Origin of the sequence: Bradyrhizobium sp. 35 (genome assembly GCF_023073215.1) — a bacterium.
Taxonomy (GTDB): Bacteria; Pseudomonadota; Alphaproteobacteria; order Rhizobiales; family Xanthobacteraceae; genus Bradyrhizobium; species Bradyrhizobium canariense_D.
The window spans coordinates 145070-162567 of record NZ_JADPJC010000056.1 but is presented as its reverse complement, the minus strand read 5'-3'; the positions used below and the strand labels follow the sequence as shown (position 1 = coordinate 162567).

Sequence of the window (17498 nt, the reverse complement as noted above, 5' to 3'; positions counted from 1 at the left end):
GGGGAGCGGCGAAGCAGTGGTCCGCCAAGGAAACGGAGCAGGGAGTGCTCCGCGCGGAGGAGAATGACTTAGGTTGGTGCGTGCGCGAGCTGCCGGCGCACGGTGGTGTAGCGGATCGCGCGTCCGCTCACCTCCTGCCGCACCAGCTCGAACTCGGCTTCCTGCGGCGGGCGGTTGACGATGAACGAGATCCGCACCGATTCCCAGCCATGGCTGGAGTCGAAGCCGCTGAGGCGGATGTATCGGTCGCCATACACTCTGCGGCATTCGGCGAGCTCCATCATCACGCCGGCGGCGTCCTGGAGATCGAACATCGGCAGGCCCCACATCTCCCAATAGGTGTTGCGGGGATGCGGATCGTCGGTGAACTCGATGTTCACCGCCCAGCCGTTGGTCAGGCAATACTGCACCTGCTTGGTGATCTGGTCGTCGGTCAGATCGGGCAGGAACGAGAAGCAGCCTTGGGTCAGCTTCATGTCAAATCTCCTCAAACGGTTTCGAGCGCGGTCGGCACGAAGTCCGGCGTGTCGGTGGATTCATAATTGAAGGAGACGTCCTTCCAAACCTCAAGTGCAGCTTTCAGCGGCGTACAGGTCTCGGCCGCCCTGGCCAGGATCTCCGGTCCTTCGTGGACGTAGTCGCGGCCCTCGTTGCGGGCGAGGATCATCGCTTCCAGCGCCACACGGTTGGCGATCGCGCCGGCCGCGATGCCCATGGGATGGCCGATGGTGCCGCCGCCGAACTGGAGCACGACGTCCTCGCCGAGCAGGTCGAGCAGCTGGTGCATCTGGCCGGCATGGATGCCGCCGGAGGCGACCGGCATCATCTTGTTCAGGCTCGCCCAGGACTGGTCGAAGAACAGGCCGTGTTCGAGCTTGGCCGGGTTGAAGTCTTCGCGACAGACATCGTAATAGCCGCGCGTGGTGTTGGGATCGCCTTCGAGCTTGCCGACCACGGTGCCGGCATGGATGTGATCGACGCCGGCGAGCCGCATCCACTTGGCGATGACGCGGAACGACACCCCATGGCTTTTCTGCCGCGTGTAGGTCGAGTGACCGGCGCGATGCAGATGCAGGATCATGTCGTTGCGCCGCGCCCATTTCGCCATCGACTGGATTGCGGTGTAGCCGATCACGAGATCGATCATGACGATGCAGGACCCGAGCTCCTTCGCGAACTCGGCGCGCTCGTACATATCCTCCATGGTTCCCGCGGTGATATTCAGGTAGGTCCCCTTGGCCTCACCGGAGGCCGCCTGCGCCCGGTTCACCGCCTCCATGCAATAGAGGAAGCGGTCGCGCCAGTGCATGAACGGCTGCGAGTTGATGTTCTCGTCATCCTTGGTGAAGTCGAGCCCGCCCTTCAGCGCCTCGTAGACCACGCGACCGTAATTGCGGCCCGAGAGGCCGAGCTTAGGCTTGACGGTCGCGCCGAGCAGCGGCCTGCCGAACTTGTCGAGCCGCTCGCGCTCGACCACGATGCCGGTGGCCGGTCCCTGGAACGTCTTCACATACGCGACGGGGAAACGCATGTCCTCCAGCCGCAGCGCCTTCAGCGGCTTGAAGCCAAATACGTTGCCGATGATCGAGGCCGAGAGGTTGGCGATCGAGCCCGGCTCGAACAGGTCGAGGTCATAGGCGATGTAGGCGAAGTACGAGCCTGGCGTGCCCGGCACCGGATCGACGCGGTAGCATTTCGCGCGATACTTCTCGGCGGCGGTCAACCGATCGGTCCACACCACCGTCCAGGTCGCGGTCGAGGATTCGCCGGCGACTGCGGCTGACGCCTCGATCGGATCGACGCCCTCTTGCGGCGTGACGCGGAACAGCGCGATGACGTCGGTGTCCTTGGGCACGTAGTCGGGCTCCCAATAGCCCATGCGCTTGTATTCCATCACGCCCGATCGATATCTTTCCTTGCCGCGGACGGTTCCTGCATGTGCATTCATGGCTCTCTCCTGCTCTTCTCTCTCTGAACGATTAGGCCGCGACGGGCTGGCGGGCGTCGACGCGCGGATCGAGATCGCCGGCGCGGTAGCGCCGCGCCATCTCGCTCAAGGGAACGACCTTGATACCGCTGGCGTGGCCTGCGGTGCCGAACTGCTCGAAGCGCTCGCGGCAGAGCTCGCGCATCGCATCCATGGCGGGCTTGAGAAATTTGCGCGGATCGAACTCCGAGCGCGTTTGCGCGGCCACTTTCCGGAACACCGCGGTCATTGCCAGCCGGCAGTCGGTGTCGATATTGACCTTGCGCACGCCGCTCGTGATGCCGCGGACGATCTCCTCGACCGGCACGCCCCAGGTCTGCGGCATCTCGCCGCCAAACTGGTTGAACATGTCCTGGAGCGGCTGCGGCACAGAGGAAGAGCCGTGCATCACGAGATGCGTGTTCGGCAGCCGGCGATGAATCTCCTCGACCACCCGCATCGCCAGAATGTCGCCGTCCGGCTTGCGGCTGAACTTGTAGGCGCCGTGCGAGGTGCCCATCGCGATCGCGAGCGCATCGACTTTGGTGGCGCGGACGAAGTCGACCGCCTGGTCGGGATCCGTGAGCAACTGATCATGGCTGACCGTGCCTTCGACGCCGTGACCGTCCTCCTGCTCGCCGCCCCCATGCTCGAGCGAGCCGAGCACGCCGAGCTCGCCTTCGACGGAGGCACCGACCCAATGCGCGAGATCGACGACGCGGCGGGTGATCGCAACGTTGTAGTCGTAGTCGGCCGCGGTCTTGGCGTCGGCCTTGAGCGAGCCGTCCATCATCACCGAGGTGAAGCCATGGGCGATCGCGGACGCGCAGGTCGCCTCGTCATTGCCATGGTCCTGGTGCAGGCAGAGCGGGATGTCTGGATAGGTCCGCTCCAGCGCATCGATCATGTGCGAGAGCATGAGGTCGCCGGCATAGCTGCGCGCGCCGCGCGAAGCCTGGATGATGACGGGCGCGTCGACCTCGGCCGCCGCCTGCATGATCGCGATGCCCTGCTCCATGTTGTTGATGTTGAACGCCGGCACCGCGTAGCCGTGACTGGCGGCGTGGTCGAGCAGCTGACGAAGAGTGATACGGGCCACGACAAATCCTCCTGTTATTGCTTGCCGGCGCGGGCCATCGCCCGCCGGGCGGCTTCCGCAACGCCTTGCGGCGTGATGCCGAATTCGCGGTAGAGCACCGGGGCCGGCGCCGAAGCGCCGAAGCCGCGCATGCCGACGAATTCGCCCTCGGTGCCGATCCAGCGGTGCCAATCGCCGACGACTGCCGCCTCGATGCCAACCCGCGGCGCGGTGCCGAGCACAGCGGCGCGGTAATCCTCCGGCTGCTCCTCGAACAACGCGAAGCAGGGCGCGGAGACCACGGCCGCACGGACGTGCTCGGTAGCGAGCAGGCGGGCCGCCTCCAGCGCAATAGACACTTCCGAACCCGTTGCGATGAGCGTCACGTCGCGGCCACCGTCCGGCGAGACGATCAGATAGGCGCCGCGTGCGACGCGGTTCCTCCCGCGGACATCGCTGCGGAAGGTCGGCAGCGCCTGACGGGACAGGCACAGCACGGAGGGACGATTTTCAGCTTGGAGCGCGCAGTCCCATGCTTCCAGCGTCTCAACCGCGTCGGCCGGCCGGAAAACAAGCAGGTTCGGAATGACGCGGAGCGCTGCGAGATGCTCGACCGGTTGGTGCGTGGGGCCGTCCTCACCGAGGCCAATGGAGTCATGGGTCATCACATGAATGACGCGGATCCGCATCAAGGCCGCAAGGCGGATCGCCGGCCGGCTGTAATCGGAGAACGCGAGGAAGGTGCCGCCATAGGGAATGAAGCCCCCGTGCAGCGCGAGGCCGTTCATCGCGGCCGCCATACCATGCTCGCGGATGCCGTAATGGATGTAATCGCCGGCGAACGCGTCGCGCTTGACCGGGGTCTGCGCCTTGGCATGCGTCAGGTTCGAATGCGTGAGATCCGCCGAGCCGCCGACAAATCCGGGAATCGTCTCGGCGATGCCGTCGAGCACCTGTTGCGACGCCTGCCGCGTCGCGAGCTTCGGACGCTCGGTGGCAAAGCGCTCGCGCAATTTCGCCGAGGCCTGGGCATAGGCGTTCGGCAGGGCAACCGCCTTGCCCTCGATAAACAGGTCGCGCTGCTCGGGCGTCGCGCATTCATAGCGATCGAGCCAGGCGAGACGCTCGACCTGCCCGCGCTGCCCGATCATCCGCCATGCTTTCAGGATCGTGACAGGCACCACGAAGGGCTGATAGTCCCAGCCGAGCGTTCGCCGCGCCGCGGCCGTCTGCTCCGTGCCGAGCGGCGCGCCATGCGCCTTCTCGGTGCCCTGACGATCCGGCGCGCCGTAGCCGATGACCGTGCGGCAGGCGATCAGCGACGGTCTTGTGCTCTCACGCTCCTCGGCAATCGCCTGCGCAACTGCTTCGGGATCGTGCCCGTCGACATGGCGCACCGACCAGCCGGAGGCAGCGAAGCGCGCGAGCTGGTCATCGGAGGTCGCAAGCGAGGTCGGGCCGTCAATGGATATGCCGTTATCGTCGAACAGCACGATCAGGCGGCCCAGCCCGAGATGCCCGGCGAGCGAGATCGCTTCCTGGCTGATGCCCTCCATCAGACAGCCGTCGCCGGCGATGACGTACGTGAAATGATCGACGAGGCCGTCGCCATGTCGCACATTGGCCATGCGCTCGGCGAGTGCCATGCCGACCGCGGTCGCAATCCCCTGCCCCAGCGGACCGGTCGTGGTCTCGACGCCCGGCGTATGGCCATATTCCGATGGCCCGGCGTCTTCGAGCCCCATTGCCGGAAGGCCTTGATGTCATCGAGGCTGACGTCGCCGCCGGTGAGATGGAGCAATGCATAGAGCAGCATCGAGCCATGGCCCGCCGACAGCACGAAGCGATCGCGATCCGGCCAATGGGGGTGAGCCGAGTCGAATTTCAGGAAGCGCGAGAACAGCACGGTGGCGACATCGGCCATGCCCATGGGCAGTCCGGGGTGGCCGGACTGCGAAGTCTCGATGGCGTCGACCGCGAGGAAGCGGACGGCGTTGGCGAGATCGCCATGCGATACCGCCGTGAGGTCAGCGTCGGCGTGGACGGAGATGTTCATCGGATCCTCCTCTCGTTCACTTCAGGTTTCGCTTACGCTCGATCAGCTGCATGATCAGCGGCGTCAGGATCAGCTGCATCGCAAGATCGAGTTTCGCGCCGGGACACACGATCGAATTGGCACGCGACATCCAGCTTTGCGGCAGCATCGAGAGCAGATAGGGGAAGTCGATGCCGCGCGGGTTCTTGAAGCGGATCACGACCATCGACTCGTCCGGCGTCGGGATCCAGCGCGCGATGAACGGATTGGAGGTGTCCACCGTCGGCACACGCTGGAAGTTGATGTCGGTCTCGGAAAATTGCGGGCAGATGTAGTGGATGTAATCGGGCATCCGCCGCAGAACGGTGTCGGTAACGGCCTCGGTCGAATAGCCTCGCGCACTGCGGTCGCGGTGCAGCTTCTGGATCCATTCGAGATTGATAACGGGCACGACGCCGATCTTGAGGTCGGCATAACGCGCGACGTTGACCTTGTCGGTAACGACAGCACCGTGCAGGCCCTCGTAGAACAGAAGGTCGGAGCTCTCCGGCAGCCGTTTCCATTCGGTGAAGGTGCCGGGTGCGGCGCCATGCAGCGCGGATTCCTCGGCGTCGTGGACGTAGTGCCGCGTCGTCGCCGTGCCGGTCTCGCCATAGTCGCGGAACGCCCGCTCCAGCTCCTCGAACAGATTGGTCTCGGGGCTGAAATGGCTGAAATGCCTGTTGCCGCGATCGGCCTCCTTCGCCATCTGCGTGCGCATTTCCGCGCGATCGTAGCGATGGAAGGCGTCGCCTTCGATGTAGGCGGCGTTGACCTTCTCGCGGAAGAAGATCTGCTCAAAGGTCTTCTTGACCGACGTGGTGCCGGCGCCGGAAGAGCCGGTGATGGAGATGATCGGATGCTTCCTGGACATCGGGGCGCCTCGCTCAGAGCCGGAAGAAGCCGCGCCGCGCGAACAGCGGTGCGGAGACGCTGGCGACCAGCAAGGGATCGCAATGCAGTTCCTCGACGCGCTGCACCTCGTTGTTCGAACCCATGATCAGCGGCACGCGTTGATGCAGGCTCTGCGCCGAGAGTTCGAGGATACGCTCGCGCCCGGTCGAAGCCGAGCCGCCGGCCTGCTCGACGATGTAAGCCATCGGGTGCGCCTCGTAGACGAGGCGCAGGCGGCCATCGCCATAGCCGGGCCGTGAATCGGAGGGATAGAGGAACACGCCGCCGCGGGTAAGGATGCGATAGGCCTCGGCCACCAGCGAGCCGACCCAGCGCATGTTGAAATTGTGGTTGGCCTGCCCTTCCACACCGGCGAGGCATTCGTCGACGAAGGCGCGCACCGGCTGTTCCCAATGCCGGCGGTTCGAGGCGTTGATCGCGAACTCCTCGCAGGTCTCGGAGATTTGCACGGCGCTACGCGCGAGACGGAAGCAACCGGACCCGCGGTCAAGCGTGAAGATGTCGACGCCCTCGCCGAGCGTCAGCACCAGCGAGGTCTGCGGGCCGTAGGTGACGAATCCCGCCGCGAGCTGCGCCGAGCCGCGCTGATGGAAGGCGAGCGCGAGATCGTCGGGCGCGGGCAGGATCGAGAAGATCGTGCCCACGGTCATGTTGATGTCGATATTGGAGGAGCCGTCGAGCGGATCGATCGCGACGCAGATCTTCGCCGCGCGGTCACCGATCTGCGGTTCACGCATCTCCTCCGACGCCAGTGCCGCGATCGGCAGCTTGCCGAGACAGCGGCGCAGGATCGCATCCGCCTGCACGTCGAGATCGCGCTGCACGTCACCGTCGCTGTTGCGGCCGGTGGTCAGGCCCGACGCATCCGCAAGGTCTCCCGTGGCGATAAGATCGGCGATCTCGATCGCGGCCGCCGCGATGGCATCGACCGCGGCCGCTACGGCCAGCGCATGCGGCGCCGTCTCGGAATACCGCTGAAGGTGGTCGTCCAGCCTGAGTTGCCCGGTCATCTGCGTCCATCCCTTTGCAGGCGCCGCATCCAGTTCCCTCCTCGCTGGAGGTCGGTGCGGTCAGTGCCAACAACGACGAGATTGACAGGGGCGGCTTAATAAGGAAAATTTCTATTCATAATGAGCGCCAAAGAATTATCTTATAATGTCCATTCGACGGCACAGCTCCGGCATCTCACGATCCGGCAGCTTCGCTCGCTTGCGGCGCTCTCGGCAAAAGGCAGCGTCACGGCAGCCTCGACCCAGCTCGGCCTGACGCAGCCGGCCGTGACCCAGCAATTGCGTCAGCTGCAGGATCTCGCCGGACTGCCGCTGCTTCAGCGGACCGGCGACGGCATGCTGCTGACGGAAGCCGGCAAGGAGGTGCTGGCGCTCGCCGAGCGCGTCGAGGCCGCAATCGCGGACTGCCAGGGTTCGCTCGACCTGCTTGCGGGGCGAACCGGCGGCACGGTGCATCTCGGCGCGGTCTCGACCGCGAAATATTTCGTGCCGCACGCGATCGCGGCATTCTCGAAGCGGTATCCGAAGATCGAGATCAAGCTCACGGTCGGCAATCGCGAGGAGATCCGCGGGGCCATGCACGGCTACGACCTCGACTTCGCGGTGATGGGTCGGCCACCGGCCGATGTCAGCGTCGACGTCCGGCAGCTCGGGCGCAATCCGCACATCATCGTCGCGCGCAAGGGGCACTGGCTGGAGAAGGATTCCGGCCTCAACCTCACCGACCTCGTGCACGAGACCTTCCTCACCCGCGAGCCCGGCTCGGGGACGCGGACACTGATGGAAGGCATGTTCCAGAGGTCGGATCTTGAGCCGATCATCGGCATGGAGATGAGCAGCAACGAGACCATCAAGCAGGCGGTCATCGCCGGGCTCGGCATCGCCTTCATCTCGGCCCACACCGTGGCGCACGAGCTCACCGAGGGCCGGCTGATCGTGCTCGACGTCGCGGGCCTGCCGATCGTGCGGCAATGGTACGTGATCCGCCGCAGCGACAAGGTGCTGTTGCCGCCGGCGCAGGCGATGTTCGATTTCTTGGGATCGGAGGGGTCGAACTATCTTCCCGACGTGCCCGAATTCGGCGCGCGATAGCCCGTCGAAATTCAGCCCATCAGCTTCATCGCGACCGTAGCCGCGAGAATGACGATGATCTGGAGCAGGCGCTCGGTCGTGAAGATGCGGTTGAAGGTGGTCATCGCTTGCCCCGGCCGAATTGGGATGTCTCGGTCGGGACGTTGCTAGCACAGACGGGCGACGAGATAACTCCGTAATCGCCCCGTGTTTTCCGTGCACGACCCGACGACCGGCCCTTCGGCGGGCCTGCGCAAGGCCGCGCCGATGGTTAACGATCAGGCCGCGCGTGTAGGGGCGTAGTCCATCCGCGCGGCGAAATAGGCTTCCAGCTCCAGCAGCGCCCGCGCTTCCCAATCCTTCGCCTGCTCGAGCAGCGACCAGCTCTGGTCCGGGCGGAATGCAGCGGTCTGGCGATAGAGCGATGCGATACCGCGGTAGCGGCGCACGTTCTCCAAGATGGCGTGACCGGTGATTTGGCCGTTCATGTCCGAAAACTCCCTCGTCATTCCCGAGGGAGAAATTGCGGCCAAATCTTTTTCGAAAAGTTAGCGCCGCACAGCAAGCGTGCGAATGGTTTCCGGACTGTTGCCCGCGCGCAACGTGCGCGGCCGCACAAGGCCGATCTATTGCGAATTCGTCGCCGCGCTCTCGCCCCGCGGCTTCAACCCACCGCGGCTGATGATCTCGCGGCAGAGATCGGCAAGGCCGATCACCAGCACGGCGAGCAGGCAGAACAGCTTGATGGAATCGGCATGCGCGCTGGTCAGCGAATTGAACTCGAAGAAGGGCGGCATGAATGCCCACCATACCAGCGGAATGGTGAGTAGTGCGGCGAACGCCGCCGCCGGTGCGCCCGCAATAATGCCGAGCACGAACAGGCTGGGCAGGAACGCCGCGAAATAGAGTTTTGCGCCGAGCGCGACACAGCCGCCCTGGAGCGCAGCCGACATTGCGACAACGATGAATCCAAGCAGAAACGCCTGCCACGACCATGGTCGTACCCGCGGTACGCCAACCAGCCCCGCACGCCTCATCAGCCTCCCCCTGCCGCCCGTTAACCAGGCTCGCTTGCGACCAAAGTACTACAGCGGCAGGGAAACTGCGAGGTGGAAATTGCCGACCCGGCGGCCTTGGTAAACGGGCCGGATCGCTAATTGGAGCAACCAGCCCCTACTCGGTGGCCGCATAGACCAGGCCTGCGACGGGCAGCGCGAGGCCAAAGGCCGATGCGAGCGTCCAGCCGCCTTGTGCAAACGCCCACGCGCCGACCGCCGAGCCCGCCGCGCCCGCGGTGAAGAAGGTCGCCATGTAGAGACCGTTCAGGCGGCTGCGGTGCTCATGCCCCAGCGCGAAGATCGCGCGGAAGCCGAGCACGACGTTGCCCTGCACGCCGATGTCGATCGCGATCGCAGCCACGACCAGGCAGGCGAGGTTCAGCACCGATCCGGGCGCGCCGACATGCGTAATCAGGAATCCTACGGCCGCGAGTAGCAGCGCGACCAGTGTGGCCATGCGGCTATGACCGCGATCGGCAAGCCGTCCCGCGATCGGGGCTGCGAACACGCCGGCGACACCGGCAAGCGCGAACAGCGCGATGCCGCGCTGGGTGAAGCCGAATTCGCTCGCGAGCAGCAGCGGCGTCACGGTCCAGAACAGGCTGAATGCGCCGAACAGGCTGGCCTGGTACAGCGCGCGGCGGCGCAGCAGCGGCGTGGTCCGCACCAGATGGAGCATCGACAGCAGCAACTCGCCGTAATGCATCCGCGCGACCGGCCTGCGCTTCGGCAGCGTCATCCAGAGTACCGCTGCGAGCACGATCATCAACGCGGCCGAGCAGAAGAACACTGCATGCCACGACAGCATCGCCGTGACGAAACTCGACACCGGCCGCGCCAGCATGATGCCGAGCATCAGGCCGGTCGAGACATTGCCGACGAAGCGGCCGCGAATGGCTGCCGGCGCAAGATGCGCGGCATAGGGAATGATGATCTGCACCGCGACCGAGCCGAGTCCGATGAACAACGCGGCGATCAGGAAGGGCAGCGCGTGGGACGCGAAGCCCGCGGCGAGCAGGGCTGCCGCGCCGAGCGTGATGACGGAGCAAATCAGGGTACGGTTCTCGACGAGGTCGCCGAGCGGGACGATGAAGAGAAGCCCCACGCCGTAGCCGATCTGCGTCATGGTGACGATCAGTCCCGCCGCTTCATGCGACAGGCCGAGCGCGGCGCTGATCGGGGCGATCAGCGGCTGGGCGTAATAGATGTTGGCGGCGACCATGCCACAGGCCGCGGCAAGCACGAAGGTCAGTCGCTGCGACACCGCATCCGGATCCGGCGCGGTCTCGATCGTGGCATTCATCGTCATTCACAGGCTCTCCAGATATCGGAAACGGTCGTTTCCTAATATGACAAAAAATTCAGGCGAGCAGCTTCATCGCGACGGCGACCAGGCGCTTGCCGTCGAGCGAAAGGCCCGCCTTGCCGACCACGCGCAGGCCTTGCGTGATGCAGATCATCAGGCGCGCGGTGTCGGCGGCGGCGACATGGCGGGGAATCGAGCCGTCGGCCTGCCCCTCGCGAATGAGGCCGGCGATGAAGCCTTCGTTGGTCTCGAGCCGCGCGCTGACGAGGGCGGCGACCACCGGATCGACCGCGGACAATTCGACCGCGCTGCCGACCACGAGGCAGCCGCGCCGCCCCTCGCTGCCCTGGGAATGCTCTACATACGACAGCAGCATGTTGCGCAGCCGCTCGCGGCCATTGGCGCCTTTTGCCGCCGCGCTGCGCGTCTGCTCCTGGCGCAGCGCGGCGTAGCGCTCGAAGGCGGCGAGAAACACCGCATGCTTGTCGCGAAACGCCTTGTAGACGCTGCCCGTCGCCAGCCGCATCGCCGCGGTGAGATCGCCGATCGACGTGGCATGATAACCGCGCTCGGAAAACACGCGGACGGCCCTGTCGAGCGCGGTGTCCATGTCGAACTCCCGCGGACGGCCGGGCGAACGGGCGACGGAGCTGGATTTGCGGGCCGCTTTTTGCATTGCGGGATAATAGGGAATGTTTGTTTCCAAACAAAGACACTTGGTTGTGATTGGGGCGGTAGGGCCACTAACTCCGGCGTCGTCCCTGGCCAAGGCCAGGACCCATTATCCCAGGGAAGGGGTTGGGCGGACATTCGTTCGGTGGGATTGATACCGCCTTAAATCGATAGACCTCGCGGTATGGTCCTGGCCTTAGCCACGACGACATTTGAGGTTGTTACGCCTGACTGCCGGGCATCGCCACGGCGCAGGCCACATCGCGGTCCTGCGCACATTTCAACTTGCAGACATGCCTTCTCATCCTCGCGGCTGATTTCGCCCGAGCTTTGCTTGATCGCTCCACCCTCTTGTCCAAGAGGGCGCAGGGAAGGCCGGGTGCCGGCTGGCACCCCGCGGTCCGCTGCGCGAAAAGCACACGCAGGAAAACCGCACAGCAGCATACAGGTGTAGCCAATCACTCGGCCTTCCCTGCGCGATGGTTGGACGGCTTATGCCGTGCTCTCTCGGGAGCCGAGTTCTCTTTGGCCTCCCTCGCCCCAACGAAAGTCACCGGCACCGCGCCGGTTGACGCGGATGCCGCATTCGCCAGGGCTTGACCGTAGCAACGACGGCCAGGACCACACGGTTTTGCCGTACGCACGGCTCGCCATTTCGCCGCAGTTTTTCCAGCCCTGTCGACGGAGCCGGAAACTTACAGACGAGACGAAGCCTAGCAGCGCCGCTCGTCGGAACGAAGCCTTGGGCTCACGGAGAGCAATCCGCCCTGCCCTTGGCCTCTCGCACCCGAACGCTGCCGCGTCCACCGCAAGCCCGGCTCGCGAACATGACGACCACAAGATCGCCCCTCAAGGATGAGCCGGGATGGGCGACACATACGCCAATTCCGAATTTCGGTAAAGCGGAATCTTTTTTTCTGGAGGGGATTGACGCGCCCGCGACACAGGTCGCGCAATGAGACGCCTCGCGCAGAAGCAACAAGGGGCGGTGCAAAACACCGCCCATTGGCGAGAACGAGACTGCGGCGAGGACAGGCGCCTAATACGGCTGATAATAGCCACGCGGACCATAGTAGGGACCGCCGCCGTAATATCTCTGGCCGCCGTAGTAAGGACCGGGACCGTAATTATAGCGGTCCTCGTAGTACTCCTGGCGCCTGCTCTCTGCGATCGCGCCGCCGATCAGACCTGCCGCCACGCCCATGAAAGCGAGGCCTGCAGCGTTCGGACCTCGCCGATAATAGTGGTGGCGGCGAGCCGCGCTGAAATCGGTGGCAGCCGGAGCGACCGAGCCCGCGGCAGCGGCTTTGGTGGGCGCGGGCGAGTTGGCAGCCGAAGGGGTGATCGGGGCCGTCATCAGAACAAGACTTGCGAAAGCTGCCAGCCCAACGCTGCGGCCGGCTGCGGAAATCATCGGTCCTTTATTCATCTTGACCTTCCTGTTCTCGCTCGAAGCGACATAATCAAACAAGACTAAACGTCCAAACCACTGAAATGGTTTCGTGATCGCGGCAATCTGCCACGCGTTGAACGATTGTAGATCGAACGTCCAGATCCAGCTTGAACCATCCAACATGAGCGGATAATGAACAGGCGCACCGTCTTTCGGTCGCCGTAAGCGTTTTACGTGAACCAACGCATCAACCGACGCCGTCGGGATCGATGCCATTCTTGGGTTCACCGTGACTGACGCGTCTTATTCCAAGAGAAACCAGATGATTGCGGTTCGCAAACTGCCGGCGCGCTATGCGTCGATCGTGATGCCATTTGTGCTGTCCATCCTCATGACAGCCGTGGTGTCGGTCATTTCCACCCTTCGAAGCCTCGGCGCAACGCCGGCGTTCCTCGCGACCTGGCCGGGCGCCTGGGCGCTGTCATGGCTCGTCGCCTTTCCGACGCTGCTGATGGTGCTGCCACTGGTCCGCCGGATCGTGGCTAGCGTCGTCGCTGCTCCCTTGCAGCCAGGCCGATAGCAGGCGCGGACGGCGGCGCATGACGCACGCCGTCCCGCTTCCGCGTGACCTTACGACAGCGCGCCGAGTACGCCGCGCGTCGCCTTGTCGATCTCCTCGACGTAGCGGCGGCGGGCGAAGGTCTCGGTAAGGAAGCCGACCACCTTGCGGCTGTCGGTGGAATCGACCACCGCCAGCATCTCGGCCTCCGCCTCGTCGAACACCGCCATCGCCGACTTCACGTTCATTTCCGGGATCAGCACGATCTCGGTCAGGCGCGCGAGCTCGATCACCTGGATTTCGTCGGCGATGGTGTCGAGGTCGCCCGAGAACAGGTCGGGCAGCAGGACAAGGCCGACATATTCGTCCGCATTGTTGACGATGACGATCCCGGGCCGCGAGCCCAGCGCGAATTCGCGGCGGACCGCGGCGATCGTCGTGGTCGACGGCACCTTGCCAACATCTGAGCGCATCAGCCGCTCGACGGTGAGGTTGCGCAGCCAGCCGACGTCGTTGGCGCTGCGGATGGTCTCGCCGCGCAGATGCAGGCGCCAGGTCGAGAAGGAGTGCCCGAACATGAAGCGGACGCAGATCGAGGTGACGATGCAGCCGGCGAGCACCACGGCGGTAACGTCGACGTTGCGGGTCATCTCGAGCACGAGGAACGACATGGTCAAGGGACCGCCGACGATGGCGACGCCCAGCGTCGCCATGCCCGTCAGCATCGCGACCAGCGGATCGATCACGAAGTTCGGGCTGATCAAGAGCAGCACCGCGGAGAAGAACTTTCCGATCAGGCTGCCCACGAACAGCGAGGCAAAGAACAGGCCGCCGCGGAAACCGGAGGCGAGCGAGATCAGGCAGGCCGTCACCTTCAAGGCGATGATCAGCGCGATCAGGCCGATCGTCATGTCGTGAAAGAGATCGAGCACCATTGCGCCGTGGCCGGCCGCCAGCACCTGCGGCGTGACGATCGCAAAACCGCCGACGATGAGGCCGCCGATCACCGGGCGCAACCAGACCGGCAGCCATTTGAACAGGCGCTCGAACATCGAGGACGAGCGCATCACGGCGATGCCGACACCGCTGGTGACGAGCGCGAGACCGATCAGCGCGAGATATTGCTCGACGCCGACGGCGCTGACCTTGGGTATTTCGAGCGAGTATGGCGCGCCGCCGAGCCATTGCGCGGTCAGGGCGCCCGCGAGCGAGGCGGCGAGGATCGGCGCCGCGCTGCCGACCGAGTAGACGCCGACGATCAGCTCGCAGGCGTAGAAGGCGCCCGTGATCGGTGCACCGAAGGCCGCCGCGATCGCCGCAGCGGCACCGCAGCCGACGATCAGGCGCAGATCGTTGCGGCGCAGATTGAAGAACTTGCCGAGCAACGAGGCGATACCCGAGCCGATCTGGGTATAGCCGGCCTCGAGGCCGACGGAGGCGCCGCAGCCGTTCGAGATCAGCGTCTGGCTGGACACCACCACGCTGTCGCGCATCGACAGATTGCCGCCGCGCAGTGCGTTCGCCTCGATCGGATCGACCGCGCTGGAGAGCTTGAGCCGTCGCCGCCACCACTCCATGATCCCAAGCACCAACCCGCCCAGCGCGGGCGCGATCAGCGCGGCCCACGGACTGACGCTGGTATTGGCGGACAGGCGGACGTCGATGGGAATGCCGTAGATCACCATGTGGGCAATCTGCGCAATCTCGGCCATCAGCGTCACGATGGCGCCGGCGAGCGTGCCGATCACCAGCGCCAGCGGGATCAGATAGAATTCGTTGCTGCGTAGCAGCGCCCGCAGCCGAACCATGATGCGGTTCGTCCCCTTGCGGTCGGCGAGATGTCTGATCCGCAGGAACACGTTCTGTCCGCCCTACCCTTCCGACATGCCGTAACCGGACATGCGCTGGCGGACCCGCTCGATCTCGGCGCTCGACAGCAGCGGCGGCTCTCCGATCTGGAGACAGCCGTGATATTGCCGCGCCAGCGTCTCGACCTCGACCGCGAGCCACATCGCCTTGTCCAGCGACTTGCCGATCGCGATCATGCCGTGATGGTCGAGCAGGCAGGCAAGTCGGCCCTCCAGCGCCCGCACGGCATGTTCGGACAGCTCCGCCGTTCCGAAGGTGGCATAGGGCGCGCAGCGGATGCTGTCGCCGCCGGCGGCCGCGATCATGTAGTGCACGGGCGGGATCTCCAGGCCCATGATCGCCAGGATGGTGCAATAGGTCGGATGGGCGTGGACGACGGCGTCGACGTCTGGCCGGGCCTTCAGGATGTCGAGGTGGAAGCGCCACTCGCTGGACGGCTTCTGATCGGGCGCGTGCGAGCCGTCCATCGTCATGAACACGATCTGGTCCGGCGTCATGGCGTCGTAGGGCACGCTGGTCGGGGTGACCAGAAGCCCGTCCACATGCCGGACGCTGATATTGCCCGAGGTGCCCTGGTTGATGCCGAGCGCATTCATGCGGCGGCAGGCGCCGATGATGGCCTGTCTCTTGTCGAGCTCGTCCGCTGTCATCGACATCTCGATTTCCTGACGATGGGCGCCTGTCAGACGGGGAGTACGTCAAGCAATATGGCAGCGCAAGAGAAAGCGGACCGGATCGCGCGCGATCCCGCCAGCCGCCTCATGGCATCATGGAATAAACATGAAAATCAACGCATTAACAGATTGTCGCAGCTCTACGGCAAGCTTGCCCGGACCGCAGCGATGCCGTTGATCACGAACTGCACCGAATAGGCCGCGAGCAGCATGCCGAGCACGCGCGAGAGGACGGCGTTGCCGGTGCGCCCGAGGCTCCGCGCGATCATGTTCGCGGAGACAAAGCAGAGCATGCAGAGCAGGCACACGGCGAGCACGACCGCGATGATGATCGCGAGCCTCGGTCCGTAGCCGGCATCGCCGGTCAGGAGCAGCGTGGTCGCGATCGCGCCGGGACCGGCCATCATCGGGATCGCCAGCGGGAATACCGCGACGTCGGAGGCATGCTCCGAGGTTGCCTTATCGGCCTCGCGGGCCTCGCGATGCGGACGGTCGCCGAAGATCATCTGGTAGGACACGCCGAACAGCAGCAGCCCGCCGGCGATCTGGAAGGCGGGGATGCCGATCCCGAGCTGGCGCAGCAGCCAGTTTCCGATCAGGGCGATCACCACCAGGATCGACGCCGCAATCAGCGGCGCACGCAGCGCGATGGTGCGCATGGTCTTGTCGGGCATGCCTCCGGTCGCAGCGAGGAAGGCCGGCGCAAGGCCCACCGGATCGACCACGAGCAGCAGCGTCACGAACGCGGACAGGGTGAAGTCGATCATGTCTCGGTGGGCTCCCTGGACGCAGGAACGATGGCTGGCGGACTGACTTAGCCCGATAGAACCGCTTTGAAAATCACCGGAGATGCACAATGAGTGACAGTGGAATTGGAATGTTGCTGGGTCACCTTTCGGGCAACCTGCTCTGGCTCTGGTTCATCGGTGCCTTCGTGCTCGGTGCGGTCCTCGTCTACGGCGTGGCGAAGGCGGGGCGCCTGCGGCGCCGCGAGCGCGCGCAGCTCGACCGCAACACCGAGGCGCGGCAGCGGCAGGAAGATCCCTACAAGCGCCCGACCTGAGCGCAGGCTGCAGTTTGGAACTTTCGTTCTCCGAAAGCTTTTGATCGCCTGAGGATTGCGGAAGGCGATGCCTTCGCGCGTCACCTCAAGAGGAGGATGTATGGCAAAACGAGCAAAGAAGCGCACAAGCAAGAAATCGTCGACGGGCCGCGCCCGTCAGGCGCCGAAGATGTTGAGCGACCTATTCCTGGAGACGCTCAAGGACATCTATTTCGCCGAGAACAAGATCATCAAGACCCTGCCCAAGATGGCCAAGGCTGCCAACTCGAAGGAGCTCGCGGCGGCTTTCAACAAGCATCTGCGCGAGACCCAGGGCCAGGTCAAACGTCTGGACCAGATCTTTAAGATGCTGGGCAAGCCGGCCCGCGGCAAGCCTTGCGAAGCGATCAACGGCATCACCGACGAAGGTGCCGAGATCATGAAGGAGTTCAAGAACGCGCCTGCGCTCGACGCCGGCCTGCTCGCAGCCGCGCAGGCGGTCGAGCACTACGAAATCTCCCGCTACGGCACGCTGCGCACCTGGGCCGAGGAGCTCGGCATGCAGGACGCGGCAAAGCTGCTGCAGGCGACGCTGGACGAGGAAGAGGCGACCGATCACGCCCTGACCGAGCTCGCCACCTCCGTGATCAACCTCGAGGCGGAAGAGGAATACCGCCAGGCGGCCTGAGGCACACATAGGGTGACGACGGAACGCCGCGGCCCGGAAGGCCGCGGCGCTTGTTTTCGGATCGCACGATCCGCATGGCACCTGCGCGCAGCCGGGCTGGAATTCTCGGGAACCGGCCCCATA

At 64.8% G+C, this 17498-nt stretch carries 17 protein-coding genes and 1 pseudogene; 4 read left to right on the top strand and 14 right to left on the bottom strand.

Features of this window, described 5'->3' with window-relative positions; genetic code table 11:
• Positions 1-68: 68 nt before the first annotated feature.
• From IVB36_RS12590 to IVB36_RS12565, 6 genes and pseudogenes are all read right to left on the bottom strand, one after another.
• Positions 69-476: a ribulose bisphosphate carboxylase small subunit gene (locus IVB36_RS12590; protein WP_018456187.1), complete on the bottom strand. Its 408-nt coding sequence runs from the start codon at positions 474-476 to the stop codon at positions 69-71.
• A gap of 11 nt (positions 477-487) precedes the next feature.
• A complete protein-coding gene (locus IVB36_RS12585; protein ID WP_085352576.1) occupies positions 488-1948 on the bottom strand; it encodes a form I ribulose bisphosphate carboxylase large subunit in 1461 nt (486 codons plus the stop codon).
• Positions 1949-1979: 31 nt separating this feature from the next.
• Entirely contained in the window at positions 1980-3065 is a 1086-nt protein-coding gene (gene fba, locus IVB36_RS12580; protein WP_247369263.1) for a class II fructose-bisphosphate aldolase, read from the bottom strand.
• A gap of 14 nt (positions 3066-3079) precedes the next feature.
• A pseudogene (tkt, locus tag IVB36_RS12575) lies at positions 3080-5100 on the bottom strand (transketolase).
• A gap of 16 nt (positions 5101-5116) precedes the next feature.
• Positions 5117-5992 (bottom strand): phosphoribulokinase, encoded by an 876-nt coding sequence (locus tag IVB36_RS12570; RefSeq protein ID WP_063993396.1) that lies wholly within the window; start codon positions 5990-5992, stop codon positions 5117-5119.
• 13 nt (positions 5993-6005) lie between these two features.
• Entirely contained in the window at positions 6006-7043 is a 1038-nt protein-coding gene (locus tag IVB36_RS12565; RefSeq protein WP_085352578.1) for a class 1 fructose-bisphosphatase, read from the bottom strand.
• 120 nt (positions 7044-7163) lie between these two features.
• Between IVB36_RS12565 and IVB36_RS12560 the strand changes: the two genes are divergently transcribed.
• A complete protein-coding gene (locus IVB36_RS12560; RefSeq protein ID WP_247298573.1) occupies positions 7164-8135 on the top strand; it encodes a LysR family transcriptional regulator in 972 nt (323 codons plus the stop codon).
• Between the two features lie 257 nt (positions 8136-8392).
• On the opposite strand, the gene IVB36_RS12555 is transcribed toward IVB36_RS12560, so the two are convergent.
• The 5 genes from IVB36_RS12555 to IVB36_RS12535 form a co-directional block, all read right to left on the bottom strand.
• Positions 8393-8602, bottom strand: coding sequence for a hypothetical protein (locus tag IVB36_RS12555; RefSeq protein ID WP_018456179.1), 210 nt, complete (start codon positions 8600-8602; stop codon positions 8393-8395).
• A 138-nt stretch (positions 8603-8740) separates the two neighbouring features.
• The gene (locus IVB36_RS12550; RefSeq protein WP_026233102.1) at positions 8741-9151 is read right to left on the bottom strand and encodes a hypothetical protein; all 411 of its coding nucleotides are present in this window, start codon (positions 9149-9151) and stop codon (positions 8741-8743) included.
• Positions 9152-9287: 136 nt separating this feature from the next.
• Positions 9288-10481, bottom strand: coding sequence for an MFS transporter (locus tag IVB36_RS12545; protein WP_247369267.1), 1194 nt, complete (start codon positions 10479-10481; stop codon positions 9288-9290).
• Positions 10482-10533: 52 nt separating this feature from the next.
• The gene (locus IVB36_RS12540; RefSeq protein WP_345947075.1) at positions 10534-11154 is read right to left on the bottom strand and encodes a TetR/AcrR family transcriptional regulator; all 621 of its coding nucleotides are present in this window, start codon (positions 11152-11154) and stop codon (positions 10534-10536) included.
• A 1035-nt stretch (positions 11155-12189) separates the two neighbouring features.
• Positions 12190-12579 (bottom strand): hypothetical protein, encoded by a 390-nt coding sequence (locus IVB36_RS12535; protein WP_247335410.1) that lies wholly within the window; start codon positions 12577-12579, stop codon positions 12190-12192.
• A gap of 286 nt (positions 12580-12865) precedes the next feature.
• On the opposite strand from IVB36_RS12535, the gene IVB36_RS12530 reads away from it, so the two are divergent.
• A complete protein-coding gene (locus IVB36_RS12530) occupies positions 12866-13123 on the top strand; it encodes a DUF2798 domain-containing protein (RefSeq protein WP_085350586.1) in 258 nt (85 codons plus the stop codon).
• A 50-nt stretch (positions 13124-13173) separates the two neighbouring features.
• On the opposite strand, the gene IVB36_RS12525 is transcribed toward IVB36_RS12530, so the two are convergent.
• The 3 genes from IVB36_RS12525 to IVB36_RS12515 form a co-directional block, all read right to left on the bottom strand.
• The gene (locus IVB36_RS12525; protein WP_085361046.1) at positions 13174-14961 is read right to left on the bottom strand and encodes a chloride channel protein; all 1788 of its coding nucleotides are present in this window, start codon (positions 14959-14961) and stop codon (positions 13174-13176) included.
• Between the two features lie 12 nt (positions 14962-14973).
• Positions 14974-15627 carry a class II aldolase/adducin family protein gene (locus tag IVB36_RS12520; RefSeq protein ID WP_198957640.1) on the bottom strand — a complete coding sequence of 218 codons (654 nt, stop codon included), beginning with the start codon at positions 15625-15627 and terminating at the stop codon, positions 14974-14976.
• A gap of 158 nt (positions 15628-15785) precedes the next feature.
• The gene (locus IVB36_RS12515; RefSeq protein WP_247335370.1) at positions 15786-16412 is read right to left on the bottom strand and encodes a MarC family protein; all 627 of its coding nucleotides are present in this window, start codon (positions 16410-16412) and stop codon (positions 15786-15788) included.
• Positions 16413-16501: 89 nt separating this feature from the next.
• Between IVB36_RS12515 and IVB36_RS12510 the strand changes: the two genes are divergently transcribed.
• Together IVB36_RS12510 and IVB36_RS12505 are read left to right on the top strand one after the other, a co-directional pair.
• A complete protein-coding gene (locus tag IVB36_RS12510; protein ID WP_007601434.1) occupies positions 16502-16708 on the top strand; it encodes a hypothetical protein in 207 nt (68 codons plus the stop codon).
• 100 nt (positions 16709-16808) lie between these two features.
• Complete coding sequence (locus IVB36_RS12505; RefSeq protein WP_085384836.1) at positions 16809-17375, top strand: ferritin-like domain-containing protein; 567 nt, start codon at positions 16809-16811, stop codon at positions 17373-17375.
• Positions 17376-17498 lie beyond the last annotated feature (123 nt).